The sequence below is a fragment of the Streptomyces crystallinus genome (assembly GCF_039521265.1).
Lineage (GTDB): Bacteria > Actinomycetota > Actinomycetes > Streptomycetales > Streptomycetaceae > Streptomyces > Streptomyces crystallinus.
Genome location: NZ_BAAACA010000037.1, coordinates 129,800 through 146,806, shown reverse-complemented (window position 1 = coordinate 146,806; position 17,007 = coordinate 129,800). Strand labels below are relative to the sequence as shown.

The 17,007-nt window shown below is 68.8% G+C and carries 11 protein-coding genes and 1 tRNA gene; 10 read left to right on the top strand and 2 right to left on the bottom strand.

Annotated elements, in window-relative coordinates; all coding sequences use genetic code 11:
* Window positions 1-30 precede the first annotated feature (30 nt).
* The 5 genes from ABD236_RS25865 (at window position 31) to ABD236_RS25845 (ending at window position 5,075) form a co-directional block, all read left to right on the top strand.
* Window positions 31-1,236 (top strand): DNA polymerase III subunit delta', encoded by a 1,206-nt coding sequence (locus ABD236_RS25865; RefSeq protein WP_344077385.1) that lies wholly within the window; start codon window positions 31-33, stop codon window positions 1,234-1,236.
* A 350-nt stretch (window positions 1,237-1,586) separates the two neighbouring features.
* Window positions 1,587-3,134: an alpha/beta hydrolase gene (locus tag ABD236_RS25860; RefSeq protein ID WP_344077383.1), complete on the top strand. Its 1,548-nt coding sequence runs from the start codon at window positions 1,587-1,589 to the stop codon at window positions 3,132-3,134.
* A 96-nt stretch (window positions 3,135-3,230) separates the two neighbouring features.
* Window positions 3,231-3,304: transfer RNA gene (locus ABD236_RS25855), tRNA-Thr, on the top strand.
* Between the two features lie 219 nt (window positions 3,305-3,523).
* Window positions 3,524-4,312, top strand: a complete 789-nt coding sequence (locus tag ABD236_RS25850) for a GntR family transcriptional regulator (protein WP_344077529.1) — start codon at window positions 3,524-3,526, stop codon at window positions 4,310-4,312.
* Window positions 4,313-4,316: 4 nt separating this feature from the next.
* Window positions 4,317-5,075: a glycosyltransferase family 2 protein gene (locus ABD236_RS25845; RefSeq protein WP_344077381.1), complete on the top strand. Its 759-nt coding sequence runs from the start codon at window positions 4,317-4,319 to the stop codon at window positions 5,073-5,075.
* 47 nt (window positions 5,076-5,122) lie between these two features.
* On the opposite strand, the gene ABD236_RS25840 is transcribed toward ABD236_RS25845, so the two are convergent.
* Together ABD236_RS25840 and ABD236_RS25835 are read right to left on the bottom strand one after the other, a co-directional pair.
* Window positions 5,123-6,034: an FkbM family methyltransferase gene (locus ABD236_RS25840; protein WP_425543953.1), complete on the bottom strand. Its 912-nt coding sequence runs from the start codon at window positions 6,032-6,034 to the stop codon at window positions 5,123-5,125.
* Window positions 6,035-6,136: 102 nt separating this feature from the next.
* On the bottom strand, window positions 6,137-7,375 hold the full coding sequence (locus ABD236_RS25835) for an amidohydrolase family protein (RefSeq protein ID WP_344077377.1): 1,239 nt from the start codon (window positions 7,373-7,375) through the stop codon (window positions 6,137-6,139).
* A 178-nt stretch (window positions 7,376-7,553) separates the two neighbouring features.
* Between ABD236_RS25835 and ABD236_RS25830 the strand changes: the two genes are divergently transcribed.
* The 5 genes from ABD236_RS25830 (at window position 7,554) to ABD236_RS25810 (ending at window position 16,211) form a co-directional block, all read left to right on the top strand.
* Window positions 7,554-8,003 carry a DoxX family membrane protein gene (locus tag ABD236_RS25830; RefSeq protein WP_344077375.1) on the top strand — a complete coding sequence of 150 codons (450 nt, stop codon included), beginning with the start codon at window positions 7,554-7,556 and terminating at the stop codon, window positions 8,001-8,003.
* Window positions 8,004-8,155: 152 nt separating this feature from the next.
* Window positions 8,156-8,923, top strand: a complete 768-nt coding sequence (locus ABD236_RS25825; protein ID WP_344077373.1) for a hypothetical protein — start codon at window positions 8,156-8,158, stop codon at window positions 8,921-8,923.
* Window positions 8,924-10,402: 1,479 nt separating this feature from the next.
* Window positions 10,403-10,906: a hypothetical protein gene (locus ABD236_RS25820; protein WP_344077371.1), complete on the top strand. Its 504-nt coding sequence runs from the start codon at window positions 10,403-10,405 to the stop codon at window positions 10,904-10,906.
* A 502-nt stretch (window positions 10,907-11,408) separates the two neighbouring features.
* Window positions 11,409-11,543 carry a hypothetical protein gene (locus ABD236_RS25815; protein ID WP_344077369.1) on the top strand — a complete coding sequence of 45 codons (135 nt, stop codon included), beginning with the start codon at window positions 11,409-11,411 and terminating at the stop codon, window positions 11,541-11,543.
* A gap of 621 nt (window positions 11,544-12,164) precedes the next feature.
* Entirely contained in the window at window positions 12,165-16,211 is a 4,047-nt protein-coding gene (locus tag ABD236_RS25810; RefSeq protein WP_344077367.1) for an nSTAND1 domain-containing NTPase, read from the top strand.
* Window positions 16,212-17,007 lie beyond the last annotated feature (796 nt).

Below are 17,007 nucleotides of genomic sequence, written 5' to 3'. Positions count from 1 at the left end.
GGGCGGAACAGAGCGCGGAGGCGGTGACCCATGACGGTGTGGGACGACCTGGTCGGCCAGGACCGGGTGCAGGAGCAGCTGGCCGCTGCCGCACGCGACGCCGACGCGCTGGTGACCGCCGCCTCGTCCGGCGAGGCCGCCCCGGACGCATCGAAGATGACGCACGCGTGGCTGTTCACCGGTCCGCCCGGCTCGGGCGGACCGACGGCCGCGCGCGCGTTCGCCGCCGCGCTCCAGTGCGTCAGCCCGGACCGGGCGCTGGGCGGCCAGCCGGGCTGCGGCTTCTGCGACGGCTGCCACACCACGCTGGTCGGCACGCACGCGGACGTCGAGATCGTCCGCACCGACCTGCTCTCCATCGGCGTCAAGGAGACCCGCGACCTGGTCCGGCGCGCGCAGCTCTCGCCCGCCGTCGGCCGCTGGCAGGTGATCGTCCTGGAGGACGCGGACCGGCTCACCGAGGGCGCGGGCAACGTTCTCCTGAAGGCCGTGGAGGAGCCCGCGCCGCGTACGGTGTGGCTGCTGTGCGCGCCTTCGCTGGAGGACGTGCTGCCGACGATCCGCTCGCGCTGCCGCCACCTGACGCTGCGGACCCCGCCGGTCGAGGCCGTCGCCGATGTGCTGATCCGCCGGGACGGCATCCCGCCGGAGACCGCCCTCGCCGCCGCCCGCGCCACCCAGGGGCACATCGGCCGGGCCCGCCGCCTGGCCACGGACGAGCGCGCGCGTGCCCGCAGGGCCGCCGTCCTGAAGGTGCCGCTGCGGGTCGAGGACGTGGGCGGCTGCCTCAAGGCCGCCCAGGAGCTGGTCGACACCGCCACCGAGGACGCCAAGCAGCTCGCCGAGGAGGTCGACGTCAAGGAGACCGAGGACCTGAAGGCGGCGCTCGGCGCCCAGGCGGGCGGGCGGATGCCGCGCGGCACGGCGGGGGCGATGAAGGAACTGGAGGACCGCCAGAAGCGCCGCAAGACGCGTACGCAGCGGGACAGCCTGGACCTCGCCCTCACCGAGCTCACCGGCTTCTACCGCGACGTGCTGGCCCTCCAGCTGGGCTCCCGTGTGGCCCTGGCCAACGAGGAGGTACGGGACGGGGTGGATCGCATCGCGCGCGCCTCGACGCCCGAGTCCACCCTGCGCCGTATAGAGGCGGTGCTCGCCTGCCGCGAGGCGCTGGACCGCAATGTGGCACCGCTGCTGGCGGTGGAGGCGATGACGTTGGCGCTGCGGGCGGGGTAGGGGCAGGGCCCGGGGCTGGGGGCCCGGGAGGCGGCCCCGGCCGACCGGGACGGCCCCGGCTGACCGGGACGGCCCCGGCTGACCGGGACGGCCCCGGCTGACCGGGACGGCCCCGGCTGACCGGGACGGCCCCGGCTGACCGGGACGGCCCCGGCTGACCGGGACGGCCCCAGCCGACGGGGATGGCTCCGGCCGCCGGTGGTCGTGCCGCTCACCCACCACCCCCGTTGCACCACCCCCGCTGCACCACCCCCGTCGACCTCCCCCGTACGTTCACCGCCTCACTCGTACGAGCCCTCGTCCGCCCGCCGACAGGGCACGTGCCGTCACTCCCCGGTTACGCTCCGGGGATGGACTCCAGGCGTCTGTTTCGTTTCTCCGCCCTCGCCGTCGTGACCGCCGGGCTGCTCGCCTCCGGCTGCTCGTCGGGCGGCTCGTCCACCACTGCGACCGCGTCCACCGCCTCGGCCGGGGGCGCCCAGACGTCGGCCGCCGCCCTGCGCCCGTACTACCAGCAGAAGCTCAGCTGGCGGGCGTGCGGCGTCCCGGGCTTCGAGTGCTCCACGATGAAGGCGCCGCTCGACTACGCCAAGCCGACCGGCCCCTCCATCGACCTGGCGGTCGCGCGCAAGAAGGCCACGGGCCCGGGCAAGCGGATCGGTTCGCTCCTGGTCAACCCGGGCGGCCCGGGCGGCTCGGCGGTCGGCTACCTCCAGCAGTACGCGGGCCTCGGCTACCCCGCCCCGGTGCGGGCCCGGTACGACATGGTGGCCGTCGACCCGCGCGGGGTGGCCCGCAGTGAGCCGGTCGAGTGCCTGTCGAGCGGGCAGATGGACGCGTACACCCAGGTCGACCAGACCCCGGACGACGAAGGCGAGAAGCGGGCCCTGGAGACGTCGTTCCGCAACTTCGCGCGCGGCTGCGAGAAACACTCCGGGAAGGTGCTGCCGCATGTCTCCACGGTCGAGGCGGCGCGTGACATGGACATCCTGCGGCAGCTGCTCGGCGACGAGAAGCTGCACTACGTGGGCGCCTCCTACGGCACGTTCCTGGGCGCGACCTACGCCGAGCTGTTCCCGGACCGCACCGGCCGCCTGGTGCTGGACGGCGCGATGGACCCGTCGCTGCCGGCCCTGGAGATGAACCGCGACCAGACGGCGGGCTTCGAGACGGCGTTCCAGTCGTTCGCGGCGGACTGCGTGCGGCGCACGGACTGCCCGCTGGGCACGACATCGGTGGCGGACGCGTCGACGCGCCTGAAGAAGTTCTTCGCGGACCTCGACGCGAAGCCGGTCGACACGGGCGAGTCCCGCAAGCTCGGCGAGGCGCTCGCCACGACCGGTGTGATCGCCGCGATGTACGACGAGACGACCTGGCCCGAGCTGCGCAGCAGCCTCACGCGCGCGACGCACGGCGACGGCGGCGGCCTGCTGACCCTCGCCGACTCGTACTACGAGCGGGACGCGGAGGGTAAGTACGCCAACCTCATGTACGCCAACGCGGCCGTGAACTGCCTGGACCTGCCCCCCGCCTTCTCCGGCCCCGACGCGGTCGCCGCCGCGCTCCCGTCCTTCCAGAAGGCCTCCCCGGTCTTCGGCGAGGGCTTCGCCTGGGCGATCCTGAACTGCGCGTACTGGCCGGTGAAGGCCACCGGCACCCCGCACCGCATCGAGGCGAAGGGCGCCGCCCCGATCGTGGTGGTCGGCACCACCCGCGACCCCGCCACCCCGTACAAGTGGGCGAAGTCCCTCGCCTCCCAGCTCTCCTCCGGCCGCCTCCTCACCTACGACGGCGACGGCCACACGGCGTACGGCCGCGGCAGCGACTGCATCGACACCGCGATCAACACCTACCTCCTGGAGGGCACACCCCCGCCCGCCGACAAGAAGTGCACCTGAGCTGCACGACTCCCTCGAACAGGGGTGGTCAGGAGCACCCCGGGAAACTGTGTAGACTTGGCCGCGTTGCTGATCGCACCATCGTGCGGACGGCGTGCCGCCTTAGCTCAGTTGGCCAGAGCAACGCACTCGTAATGCGTAGGTCTCGGGTTCGAATCCCGAAGGCGGCTCAGAAAAAGCCCAGCTCAGACATGTTCTGAGCTGGGCTTTTCTGGTTTCTGAGCCGGGGGGGGGGCGGCCGGCCCCGGTGTGGCCAGCTCCGCTCTTCTGAAGACCCAGGAGACGTTTCTTGCCACCCGCCGCCACGAGCAGGCTCCGGAGGTCGCCGAAAAAGTCCTCTTGATGACTCGTATGCTGATCGAGGTCGTACGACGGGAACGGTGAGCAAGGTGGCAAAGGTCTACGAGCGGATCGCCGACGAGCTCAGGGAGTCCATCCGGGCCGGTCAGCTGGCTCCGGGGGACCGGCTGCCCACGGAGGCAAAGCTCTCCGACCGCTTCGGGCGAAGCGTGCCGACGATCCGGGAGGCCCTGCGTCTTCTGCGGGACGAGGGGCTGATCGAGAAGCAGCACGGACGTGGGAACTTCGTCCGCCGTCCGCGCACGCCGGTGGTGCGTAACAACGCCCGGCACCAGTGGGAGAAGAACCGCGCCCGGGAGCCCGAGACGACGCGGTTGCGGACCGGCGCCACGGAACATGACACGGGACTCACGGTCAACGATCTCGTCTTCCAGGCCTCCTACCGCGAGGTGAAGGCGGACCAGGAGCTCGCGGAGGCCTTCGGTGTCCCCGAGGGAACACTTCTCCTCCAGCGCGGCTACCGCACGCGCTACAGCGCAGAGACCGCACCGTTCAGTCTCGTGACCTCCTACCTCGTCCACGATCTCGTTGTCGGCAATCCCGATTTACTGGACGAGTCGAAGGAGCCGTGGCCCGGCGGCACCATGAATCAGCTCTTCACCATCGGCATCGAGCTCGGCCGGATAGAGGAGCGCGTCACCGCCCGCCCACCCACCCCGGAGGAGGCGGAGGAGCTTGAGCTCCCGGCCGGCACGGCGGTCGTGTTGCTGCGGAAGACCTCGTACGACATCCACGAACAGCCCGTGGAGGTCTCCTACGTCACGGTGCCCGGCGATCGCACGGAATTGATCTTCAACACTCCACTGGAAAGGTGGTGACGCCGTGTCCCGGCGCATCATCGTCGTCACCGCTGTGCACCCGCCGTCCGCCAAGTTCCTGCCGGAGGCCTACAAGTCCCTCTGCGACCAGGAGCTTCCGGACGGCTGGGAGTGGCACTGGGTCATCCGTGAGGACGGCAGGAGCGAAGACGTCGCGCCGCATGTTCCCGACGATCCGCGGGTGACGTTCAGGCAGGGCCGGGCCGGTGGTCCGGGGGTGGCGCGGACGATGGCGCTGGCGGAGGCGGACGGCGAATACGTCAAGATCCTCGATGCCGACGACCAGCTCGTCCCGGGCACGCTCGCCCGCGATCTGGCCGTCCTCGAAGCCGACCGCGGCATCGGATGGACGACGTCCCGGGTCCTCGACCTTCTGCCGGACGGCTCGACCCTCGGCTTCGACCAGGACCCCGAGGGCGGTCCGATCGAGCGCGGCGAGGTGCTGCGGCACTGGCAGGAGCATGGCTACCGCGCGCAGGTCCATCCGGCAACCCTCTTCATGCGCCGGGATCTCCTCGTCGCGCTCGGGGGATGGATGGCGCTTCCGGCCTCGGAGGACACGGGGTTGCTGCTCGCGCTGGACGCCGTCAGCCGCGGGTACTTCACGCGCGAGGTCGGGCTCGTCTACCGCAAGTGGGAAGGGCAGTCGACCAGCCAGGCCGCCCACACGGACACCACCGAGCGCGACGCGCGCATGGCGGTGGTGGAAGCCAGGGCGAAGGCCTTGTCGCACTTCCAGTGGCACTTCCCGGCCGAGGACTGACCTGTGACCTGCGCGCTACGGACTCGCGCAGCCGTACCACGGCTTGCTCAGCCGAGGCTCTCAGCGTCGATGCGAGAGAAGACCAGATCGCTCTCCGAGTCGATCGGCGCGCGCCACCGAACCGGTACTGCGGCGGGGCCACTGAGGGCGGCGGGGTAGGACTCCGGGGCGTAGTCGTTGGTCAGGCGGTACGTGTGGAAGCCGTGCTCCCGCATGGTGGTCAGCAGCTCGGTGACGTCGTCGCCGAGCTGCTTCATGCGGTGGGGGGTGACCTCGACGGTGATCTCCGCGTCGGGCCGGAGCCTGTCGAGCAGGGGGGCGAGACCCCGTACGACACTGCCTTCCGCACCCTCGACGTCGATCTTGATGACTCGGGCGTTGGCGATCTCGGCGGGGTCCAGGATCTCCGGCAGGGGACGTGCCTCGATCTCGAAGGTGGACTCGGCCGGCCCGTCGTAAGGGACCGTGCTGGTCGCGCCCATGTTCCGCGAGCTGGCCAGTATGAACGTGAGCATCCGGCTCCGGTCGGAGACTGCGGAGTTGACCGCACGGATGTTGTCGCAGCCGTTGATCCGGGCATGCCGGAGTACCTGCGCGTGGAAGGTGGGGGAGGCCTCGATGGCTACGACGCGACCGGTCTCACCGACGAGGCGCGAGGCGAGCACGCTGTAGTACCCGATGTTGGAACCGACATCTATGAAGGTGTCCCCGGGCCGAAGCCGGCGCTCCAGCCAGCGAGTCAGGTGCGGCTCCCAGATGCCGAACATGTACAGGTACCGCTGGATCAGGTCCGTCGTGTCCACGGCGAAACTGGCACCGAAACGGGTGGGGACCACGCGTTTCCGGGGTTGGTCTCGTAAGCGCGGGTTGAGGAAGCGTGCGGAGAGCGACGCTTTGCCGATCGCCGACGGAGCATGGCGGACGTAGCCGCGCCCGAAGGTGACCAGAGCCTTTGACATGGGGTTGTCGCCCATCCGTCCGCCTCTCCGCAGGTCCGACGTGAACGGTAACGCTGGGAGTACGGGTGCTCCCAGCGTCAGTCTGCGGCGATACGGAGCTGACTATGCGCGCGAGCCGGCTGCCCGTTCCCGATCGAACGGAAGGTCAAGCATGCGGATGGCGTTCCCGCGGAGCAGCTTGTACGCCACCTCTTCCGGCAGCCCCGCGACGTGGTCCTCCGCGACCGACTTCGTGTGGGGCCACGTGGAGTCGACGTGCGGGTAGTCGGTCTCGAAGGTGGCGTTGTCCCGGCCGACCACGTCCAGCGAGGCGATGCCGTGCTTGTCGCGGAAGAAGCAGCAGAAGATCTGGCGGTAGTAGTAGGTGGAGGGCGGCTCGGGGATGAGGTCCTTGACCCCGCCCCAGGCGCGGTGCTCCTCCCACACGTCGTCGGCGCGCTCCAGGGCGTACGGGATCCAGCCCATCTGCCCCTCGGAGTAGGCGAGCTTGAGCTGCGGGAACTTCACGAGGACCCCGCTGAACAGGAAGTCCATCATCGACGCCATGGCGTTGTTGAAGGAGAGCGAGGCCTGCACGGCGGGCGGCGCGTCCGGGGACGCGGCGGGCATCTGGCTGCTGCTTCCGATGTGCATGTTCACGACGGTCCCGGTCTCCTGGCAGACCGCGAAGAAGGGGTCCCAGTAGCCGGAGTGGATGGAGGGGAGCCCGAGGTGGGTGGGGATCTCGGAGAAGGTGACGGCGCGTACCCCGCGTGCGGCGTTGCGGCGGATCTCGGCGACGGCGAGATCGATGTCCCACAGCGGGATGAGGCAGAGCGGGATCAGCCGCCCACCGCTGTCCCCGCACCACTCCTCCACCATCCAGTCGTTGTAGGCGCGTACGCAAGCGAGCGCGACCTCCTTGTCCTGCGCCTCGGCGAAGGTCTGCCCGCAGAAGCGCGGGAAGGTGGGGAAGCAGAGGCTCGCCTCGACGTGGTTGAGATCCATGTCGGCGAGCCGCGCCTTCGGATCCCAGCAGCCCCGCCGCATCTCCTCGCGAGTGATGCCGTCGAGGGTCATCTCGTCCCGGGTGAAGCCGACGGCCGCGATGATCCGCTTGTACGGGAAGAGGAGCCCCTCGTACTCCCACCAGTCGGTGATCTGGCCCGCCGGGTCCGTGGTGAACCGGTACTTCCCCCCGACGTACGCCAGGTCGCCGATGCCGGCCGTGAAGGGCTTGGGCCCCTTGTCGCGGTACTTGCCGGGCAGCCACGTATCGAAGAGGTGCGCGGGCTCGATCACGTGGTCGTCCACGCTGATGACCCGGGGCACGCCACCGGTGCCGTTGTCGCCGTTGACCACGCTGTCTACCCCCTGCTGCCTGCCGGTTCAACCGACTCGAATCTGACGCTCCATCAGATCGAGGCTAGGGCGTCGCCCGCGAGGCGGCAAGGAGGAGTGCGAGCCAGGCTCTTGCGCGGGCGCCCGAGTTCACGGTCAACTGACGCTCCATCAGGTGGGCTCAGGGAAGGGATCCGGGATGGAGACGATCTGGCTCAGCGGAGCGGAGTGGTTCGCGGTCCTGCGGATCGGGCTCGGCCTGTGGTGGCTGGAGAGCTGGCGCCACAAGGACAAGAAGACGTGGTTCGCCGGCGGGGGGATCGGCTGGGCCGCGGGAATCGCGGAGGAGCACCGCTGGCCGTTCGTGCGGCGAGGCTTCGATGCGGTGGTGAAGCCCCGCCCCAAGCTGATGGCGTACGTCGTCGCCTACGCGGAGCTGGCCCTCGGCCTCGGCTTGATCTTTGGCTTCCTGACGCCGATCGCGCTCGTCGGCGGGTTGCTGTTGAACCTCATCTACTTTGTTCTCATGATCCATGACTGGGCTGAGCAGGGGCAGAACTTGATGATGGCGCTTATATCTGTGGGCGCTCTGTTCGCCGTGTGCTGGCAGAGCTGGTCTGCTGATGCAACGCTCGGGCTGTTTCTCTGAGTGGCCCTGTGGCGAGTAGGCGCCTGAGGCACCTGCGTTGAGAGATGAAAATGAGCCGCAGCACCTGGAACCCGCCAAGCGGAAGCCCTGGACCTCAAGCCATGCTCAGGAATCCATGATTCCCGTGGTCAGGTGATCACGGAACTGGGTTAATGAACCTGTCGTTCATGAGGAACAGATCTGGGGGAGGGTGTCTCATGGGCAGGAAACTCAGGCATGGGATATTGGCCTGCACGGCCGCGACGACGGTAGTGCTGGGGGCGGGTATCCCGGCATATGCGGATGGTCCTACCGCAACGAGCCCCTCTGTGGGCCAAGTGACGAATCCAGGAACGGAACCGGGTCCGAACGACCAGTTACCGGAGACGGACGCGGACGTCGTTCATTCTGCGCCACCGGCTGAGCCGGAAGAGACCGACTTGGTGGAAGACCCCACGCCGGATCCGCTTCCTGAGACGGACAATGCGGGCGGGGCCAATGGCGGCGTGTACTGCGGCCCCGGGACCACCTCGGTGTACGTACCGAGAACCAGGGGAGCGCGGTACCACTATGGAGTCGGGCCGTCGAACACCAACTACAACGGCACCTCCCGGACGGCACGGACCACCTTCACGTCCGAGGTGACGGGGGAGGTCGGCGTGAGCGTCTCGGCTGGCCTGAAGACGAGCGTGAACTTCCTCGTGGCGAAGTCCGAAGTCCAGTGGAACGTAGGCTTTTCGGTCAAAATGACGGCAAAGGTCGGCAATCAGATCTCCGTCGACACTCCGGCTCACAGGAGTACGCACGGGAAATACGGTGTCTACCGGTTGAAGACAACCGGGGTGAGCTACCTGATGTACAGCAACTGCAAGACCAGCGCACAGAAGATGATCACTAGCTACATCCCGATACGAGTGGGCTGGTACATATGGGAAGACTGACGCGCCCCGCCCCCGCTGCCTGTGCGCTGACGGCCGTAGCAATGCTGATTGGCGCGGTTGGCTGTAGCGGCGGGGACGGCGATAGCGACGCTGCTCCCAAGGCGGCCACCCGATCGCCTACGCCCTCTGCCTCAAAGTCGATCACTCCGCCGACTGGCAGGCCCGAGCATATAGATGGCCAAACGGTCACGCGGGCGCCAAAGCCGATGGGGAACGGGAAAGTCCTCACGAGTGTCAACTCCCGCAACGGCAACGCGGAGCTCCCACTCGGAAAGATTCACTCAGGGCGGTTGGCTGTTCAGGTCAACTGCCAGGGAAGCGGAAAGATCAGTGTCGCGATTGATCCGAGTGGCCTCAGCTTTCCACTGGAATGCGTGGCCGCGGAATCGAGCAGTACTTATAACGAGGTGCATCTCAAGACAGACCGATCGGAGGGCGCGCTTCACATCACGGCCCCTTCCACGGTCCGCTGGGCACTGACTGTCGAGCAGTAGCCGGGCTCCGACTACGGCGTCTGCGCAGGGCTCAAGCGTGTGCTCTCCCGCTCACGGGTGGGAGAGCACACGCTTTTTTGCTGCCTTGGAGTGGCGAGCCAGGTCTTGACGGCGTTGGGGGGATGAGTGCAACAGCGGTGGCCTGCATGCCAGCTGTATCTGGCACTTGGGTGTGCCGAGGCTCAGTGGTTGTCACCGTCGGCGCCAGATAGCCTGCGAAAAAAGGGGGGTCGAAACAGTCGGCCAGAGAGGCGCTGCAGTTGTCACACATGGGCGACGCCTGGGTCGTACGGAAACCGGTGCGCAGTATTCCTCGCGAGGACCTCATCGCCATGCTTCGTGAACGGACCCCGGCATGCGGACCTGCCCGTGACGCCTTGGTCGCCGGAGGCGTCTTCGACGTGTCGGACGGTCTGGTCCCCGCCAGTCGGCACGCGGGTGTGTTCGCGATCCGCATCCGCACAGCTGCTCGGCGTGGCCACACAGTCGGAGGCCTTGCCGCCTCGGTTGGAATCCTCCGGCAGGCCGGGGAAGAGCTTGTGCGCACCGGTCTCATCTACTCCGTGGACAGGTCGTCCGTGTTCGCGCTCTTCCTGAACTCCTCAGCGACAGAAGTGCTGGCCTGTGCGGGCGGGCTCCGGCCCAAATCCCCAACAGGCGCCGACAGATGCCCTCGAGTGACAACCAGCCTGCCTCTGTGTCACCTCTCACGCTTCGGGTCATTGGACGTACCGCGCGCTGACGGGCACACGAAGCGGCGCGGGCGGATCTGGGTATCCAAGGGAGGGTCACGGGCGAGAACCACCCCGAGCGTGATCTCCTGCTGCCGTCGGCACGCCGTGACGACGACGTCTCCTGAGCCAACCCGGTGTCGCGGCCCTGGTGTGTTGGCGTCGTACATGCCACCCTGCCCGGCAGCCGTTGCCTGGGGCGAACAACGGGCATCTGACCGTGTGCGCCGGGCCGGGACGAATGGGAGATGTCGATGAGCGACTCCACCAGCGCCGCGCGACTGGTCACCGCACAGCCCGACGACACCGCGACCCCCGACATGGCTCTCAGGGAGCGCCACGCGACGCGCGCCCGGAAGGCTTTGGACCGGGCGGCGGCGACGTGCCGGTACGCCGGCATTGCTGAGCACGACGCCAAGAGCGTCCCGAGGGACCCCGCCGAGAAGGCAGCCAACGCCCTCCGCCTGGCAGCCCAAGTCCTGGCGGCGCTCCCCGAGAGCCCCCTGGACCCGGCGGCGGACGCGCGATGTGCCAGAAACGCGGCTGCTGCTGCGGCTGTGGCTGCTCAGGTTGCGAGGGACGAGGAGGAGACGAGTGATCTGTCCGCCGCTGCCTACCGTGCTGCGCTGGTGGCGTCTCAAGTCGCGATGGAGGCCGCCGGCCGCGAGGGCTTGGGGAGGAGCGAGGGTCTCAACGCGAAGGCGGATGAGGCTGAGGAGCGGGCGACTCTGGCGGCGCAGGCGGCGGGTTGGATTTAGAACCGTTCTGCTCACTCCGTGGCTGGGCGCAACGCACCAACGGTTTCGGAGGGCTGGTGCAGCGGTCAGTTGCCGATCTTGGTGAGATTCCTCTTCAGCAAGCCTCGCTGGTCCGCGAGTCCTTTAGGCGATGGGGTGTCCTAATGCCGTCGGACTGATCGACAAGAAAGCCCGAATCATCGGGATCGAGGTGTACAAGTAGGGCAGAGGCGAGGCACGAGGGGCCTCATGATCCGCATGTCCTGGAGGGGAAACGCGCATGTTCGGTAGTGGCAGGACCCTGAGCAGTTTCAAGCTCGGCGACAAGGTCACGGTCGGAGTGCCAAGCGATAGGCCCTTGTACCACCATGGCTCACACGGGACCGTCGTCACCATAGGCACCAAACGGGTCCACGTGAGGATGGACAAGGCTGCGTTCGACAGCCACGACGGAGAAGTGGCTAACTTCCTCCCTGGTGACCTGGAGCCTGGCCATGTAGGAACCCCCCGAAACTCCGAACGCATGAATGATGCCTTCACTGCCCTCAAGCTGGCGGCCGGCACCGATCTCGTGGCTGTAGCGACGGAAGCTGGGGTCATCACTGCCGAACAGGGAGAGCAGATTAAAGCCGTATGGGCCGGGCACTTGCAGAGCTGACGCGCGGAGCCATGGTGCTGCTCAGGCCCTGCCCAGTACGAGTACCTGGCTGTGGGACAGCGTCGACACACAGCCGAAGCCTGATCTGAGGATCGAGCGCCTCGCTACGTCTGGTAACGCCGAGGAGGCCGCCCCTCAGAGGGCGGCCTCCTCGGCGTTGGCAGTTGCCGGCGCCTTCTGCGGCCGACCAAACCCACCCGCATGGGCCCGGCGCCAGTCCCTCCCCTGTTAGGACTGGTGCCGGGCCACACGGTCGGCGTCGATCCGTGCCGCAGTACGGCACGGATCAAGGGATGCCGGACCCGTGGTTGATGCGCCAGCCACCCGCATGGGGCTGGGGCTCCACGGATCCCTCTTGCTCACGCGGCGAGGCCGTCGCCGCCGCTCCCGGGCTCCGAATCAAAGCTGACCGAGAACGTGCGGCATCATGAGCTGTCTCTTCGAGCGCCGGGCTGGTGGCCCCCTCTGGGCGTCGCCCGGATGATGCGCTGCTGCGTCGAGATCCTGCCAGCTGCGGCTCCAACTGAGGAGGTTCTGGCATCCGGTCCACGGCTTAACCGCAGGTCAGCCGTATAGGGTGAGTTTTCCGGTCCGGATGTCCAGGCGCGGGGGAAGTAAGGAGTGGAGACCTTGAGTTCCGACTCAGGGGCACGCGCAGCCTTCGCGGAACGTCTCGCGCTGCTGTACACGGAGGCCGGCAACCCTCCCCTCAAGCGCGTCGCCGAGGCGGTCGTGCGGCTTCAGCGTGTCGACGAGCGAGGGCGCCCCGTACGGGTGTCCGCTCAGCGGATCAGCGACTGGCGACGGGCCCGGAACGTGCCTGCCCACTTCGCCGCCCTCGCCGTGGTGCTGCATGTCCTGATACCCGACGCCCGCCGCTCGCGCCCCGTGCCTGTGTCTCCCGGCCTGTACGACATGGCGCAGTGGCAGAGCCTGTGGGAGCGCGCGGTCGCCGACCCGGTCGGCGAGCGTTCTGAGGCACCCGCGCAAGAGGATGAGCGGCCTCCGGGCGAAGCCGCGAACGTCCCCGGCAGCGTGTGCCCGTACCGAGGACTGGCTTCGTACCGTCAGCAGGACGCCCGGTGGTTCTTCGGCCGGGAGCGGAGCAGGGACGCCCTCGTCGCTCAGCTTCGCGCGGCGGAGAAGACGGGCGGCCTGGTCATGCTCGTGGGTGCCTCGGGAGCGGGGAAGTCCTCCTTGCTGAACGCCGGGCTGGTGCCCGCGTTGCAGAACGGCGGACCGAGCGGCCAGGGCCGCCAGCCGAGGCAGGTCCTTCATCTCGTGCCGGGAAGCGATCCTCTCGCGGAGCTGACTCGCCGCATACCTGAGCTCGCGCCTGTCGTCTCCGCCTACACCTCTGTCTCGGCCCCCGCCTCCGCCCCCGCCTCGGAAGAGCCCGGTACTCCCGAGTTCGCCCACGCGGTACGGGAAGCCGTCACGGCCTGGGCGAACCGCGAGACCCCTTCCCCCGTCCCTCCGGTCGTGATCGTCGACCAGTTCGAGGAGACCTTCACCCTCTGCTCCGACGAGACGATTCGGCGTACGTTCGTCCAGCTCCTCCACGCCGCCTGCACCCCCGCCGACTCGGCTGACCCGGCCGACCCGGCCCCCCTGCTCGTCGTCCTCGGCATACGCGCCGACTTCTACGAGCGGTGCCTCGGGTATCCCGAACTGGCCGACGCCCTGCAACACCGCCACATGGTGCTCGGGCCGCTGACCACCGCCGAGCTGCGGGAAGCGGTGACCGGACCGGCCAAGGCCGTGGGCATGGAGCTCGAACCGGGGCTGGCGGAGCTGATCGTCCGGGAAGTCAGCGCCGACGGCCCGCGTGGAGTGCACGACGCGGGGGCGTTGCCGCTCCTCTCGCACGCGCTCCTCGCCACCTGGCAACGGCGTAAGGCCGGACGGCTCACGCTGGCCGGCTACCGCGCGGCCGGCGGAATCCAGGGAGCGGTGGCAGCGACCGCCGAGCGTGCCTGGTCGGGCCTCGACCCGGCGGCACGTACGGCCGCGAGGCTGCTCCTGCTCAGGCTGGTCAAGCTGAGCGAGGACACCCAGGCCACCCGTAGGCGAGGGACGCGCCGCCAGCTGGCGGAGGAGTCGACGGACCCCAACCGGACCGAGGAATCGCTCGAAGCGCTGGTCCGCGCCCGACTGGTGACGCTGGACGCGGAGACCGTCGAGATCACCCATGAAGCGCTGCTCCACGCCTGGCCACGCCTTCGCGAGTGGATCGACGAGGACAGGAACGACCACCTGCTGCGCCAGCGGCTGGAGGAGGACGGCCGGGCCTGGGAGGACTCCGAACGGGACTCGTCGCTGCTCTACCGGGGTTCCCGCCTGGAGCAGGCCCAGGCCTGGGCGAGATCCGCCGGTGACACCTTCCTCACCCGGAACGCCGTGGAGTTCCTGGCCGCTTCGGGCAGGCTGCGCAAGCGCACGGTCTGGGTCAGTCGCAGCGCGATAGCGGCTCTGGTCGTCCTGGCGCTCCTCGCTGTCTGCTCGGCGCTCGTTGCACGGCAGCAGCGGGACGACGCCGTGTTCGAGCAGGTGGTCGCCGAAGCCGACCGGGCCCAGCACACCGACCCTTCGCTCTCCGCCCAGCTCGCCCTCGTGGCGCACAACCGGCGGCCTCACGACGAAGGCGCGAAGAACCGGCTGATCTCGATCGTGAACGCTCCGCTGGCCACCCCGCTCCGCGGCCACACCGGAGCCGTCTATCTCACCTCGTTCAGCCCGAACGGCCGGCTCCTGGCCACCGCCAGCTACGACCGTACGGTTCGGCTGTGGGACGTGACCGACCGGACCCGGCCCAAGCAGCTGGCCGTACCCCTCACCGGTCACACCAGCTGGGTGAGCAGCGCGGTCTTCAGCCCGGACGGGAACACCCTCGCCAGCGCTTCGGACGACGGCACGATCCGGCTGTGGGACGTACGGAACCCAAGTCGCCCGCAGCCGCTGGGCGCTCCTCTGACCGGCCACGACGGAACGATCTACCTCCTCGCCTTCAGGCCGGACGGGCGCACCCTGGCCTCCGCCGGTGAGGATCACACCGTACGGCTGTGGGACGTGGCCGACCCGCGCCGGCCGAAAGCCCTCGGCGCCCTGACCGGCCACACCGCCGCCGCGCGCTGTGTGGCGTTCAGCCCGGACGGGCGGACGCTGGTCGCGGGCGGCGATGACGGCTCCATCAGACTGTGGAACACGGCAGATCCGCTTCAGCCGGCGCCGATCGGAACGGGGCTGACCGGCCACACGGGCACGGTGCACTCCGTGGCCTTCAGCCCTGACGGCCGTACGCTCGCCAGCGGCGGCGCGGACGACACCATCCGGTTGTGGAGCATTGCCGACCCGCGGGACGCGGCACCGCTCGGCACACCGCTCACCGGCCACACCGGTGCGGTCTGGTCGGTGGCCTTCAGCCCGGACGGCACCAAGCTCGCCGCCGCCAGCGCGGACAGCACGGCGAGCCTGTGGAACGTCAGCGACCCGGCGTACCCGTCGCAGGTCGGCGAACCCCTCGCGGGGAGCAGTGGCGAGATGTACGCCCTTGGCTTCAGCCCCGATGGCCGGACTCTGGCCACCGGGAGCGGCGACAGCAAGGTCCGCCTGTGGTCGATACCCACGTCGGACATGATCGGCCGTATCGGAGCGTTCCGTCCGGACGGGCGGGTGCTGGCCACGGCCGCGCGCGATCACCGGGTCCGGCTGTGGAACGTGGAGACCCCCGACCGGCCCGTGTCGCTGAGCGAGCCGTTCACGCCTGGGGACGGTGACGTACGCGCGCTGGCGTTCTCGTCCAACGGTCGTACGCTCGCGGTGCTGATGAGGAACAGCGCGGTGCAGCTGTGGAACGTCACCGATCCGACCCGGCCGAGCTCCTACGGGGCGCCCATCGCGCTGCGCACGCGTTTCTCCGGCCCGGACGCACTGGCGTTCAGCCCGGACGGGCGCACCCTGGCGACGGCCTACGACGACCGTACGGTCCAGCTGTGGAACGTCGGCGACCCGGCCCGGCCGCGCCCGCTCGGCACCCCGCTCTCCGGACACAAGGGCTACGTCAACTCCCTGGTCTTCAGCCCGGACGGCCAAACCCTCGCCAGCGGGAGCGCGGACAGCACCATCAGGCTGTGGGACGTGGCAGACCCGCGCCGCGTCTCCCCGCTCGGCGCGCCCCTGACCGGGCACCTCGGCCCCATCAACGCGCTCGCCTACAGCCCGGACGGCCATACGTTGGCCAGCGGCAGCGACGACGACACGGTCCGCCTCTGGAACATCACCGACCCGCTCAAGGCCGCCCGGTTGGGCTCCCCCCTCACCGGTCACACCGAGGCGGTCGTGTCGCTGACGTTCAGACAGGACGGCCGCACCCTGGCGAGCGGCGGCAACGACAACGCGGTCCGGCTCTGGAACGTGGCTCGCCCCTCCAAGGCCACGCGCATCGGTCAGTCGATGAGCCCCAACGCCAAGACGGGAAATTTCTTGTCGTTCAGCCCCAACAGCCACCTGCTCGGGGTGTCGAGCGGCAGCGATACGGTCCGGCTCTGGAACTTGGACGCCGATGAGGCCATCAGTCGTATTTGCTTGACCACTCAGGGTGTCCTCACGCCAGATAAATGGCATGAGAATCTACCTCGACTCTCGTACGCGCCGCCTTGCGACCAGTAACGGGTGATGTGATCCCGGTCACAAGTCCTTGTTGGGGTCGAGTAGCCCATTCCCGCAGCCCAGCAGCGTTGTTACTGTTGGCCACAGCCCGACCGCTGGTGCATCCCCCGTCTCCAGCGGTCGGGCCCTTGCGTGCCTGGCATGTCTTGCGGAAATTGCGAAGCGCTTTTCGTGCGGTGGGAAATAGGCCCGCACCAAGGCAATGGCTAGGCATAACGGAGATCGGGTCCGGCTATGTGGATGAACCAGACCTGTTGCTGCTGGCAGGGGGGAATCCTAGAACACTAATTTGGTGATCGGGTCACGACCGTGCGTGGCGTCAGTCGCACCCGTAGTCGGATGGCGCGTGAAGTCCCCGTGGGGAAGCCCCTCGGGAGCTGGTGGTCTCACCGGTGGTCTCAGTCGCCCGTCATTCCGCGCCGAGCCGTCGACGTCCGCCGATGTGTGCAGCGGTCCTGAACTGGCGCGGGAGCCCCCCCCATGGCGGACATTCAGGGATGCCAGCCGACTAGGACCCGACAACTCGTAATGCGTAGGTCTCAGGTTCGAATCCCGAAGGAGGCTCAGAGAAGCCCCAGGTGACCACCTCCGTGACGGCGCCTTCGGTATGGACGCCGAGGGCGCGCCAGGGGATCGCGGCCTCGCTCAGGGCCGGTCGGCTGAGACGGTGGTCCGCGGGGGCGGATGCAGAGCGGATCGCGCAAGTGAGCGCCTTGACGCTCCGGGCTGCGCCCGCACGATCTGTGGAGCCTGCCGGTGGTTTCTCAGGCCCTGAAACCGGGAGAGCGGCACGTGT

Coding starts and splice junctions, on each gene's coding strand:
- ABD236_RS25865 (WP_344077385.1), top strand. CDS start 31: ATGACGGTGTGGGACGACCTGGTCGGCCAGGACCGGGTGCAGGAGCAG.
- ABD236_RS25860 (WP_344077383.1), top strand. CDS start 1,587: ATGGACTCCAGGCGTCTGTTTCGTTTCTCCGCCCTCGCCGTCGTGACC.
- ABD236_RS25840 (WP_425543953.1), bottom strand. CDS start 6,034: ATGTCAAAGGCTCTGGTCACCTTCGGGCGCGGCTACGTCCGCCATGCT.
- ABD236_RS25830 (WP_344077375.1), top strand. CDS start 7,554: ATGGAGACGATCTGGCTCAGCGGAGCGGAGTGGTTCGCGGTCCTGCGG.
- ABD236_RS25825 (WP_344077373.1), top strand. CDS start 8,156: ATGAACCTGTCGTTCATGAGGAACAGATCTGGGGGAGGGTGTCTCATG.
- ABD236_RS25820 (WP_344077371.1), top strand. CDS start 10,403: ATGAGCGACTCCACCAGCGCCGCGCGACTGGTCACCGCACAGCCCGAC.
- ABD236_RS25815 (WP_344077369.1), top strand. CDS start 11,409: ATGAATGATGCCTTCACTGCCCTCAAGCTGGCGGCCGGCACCGATCTC.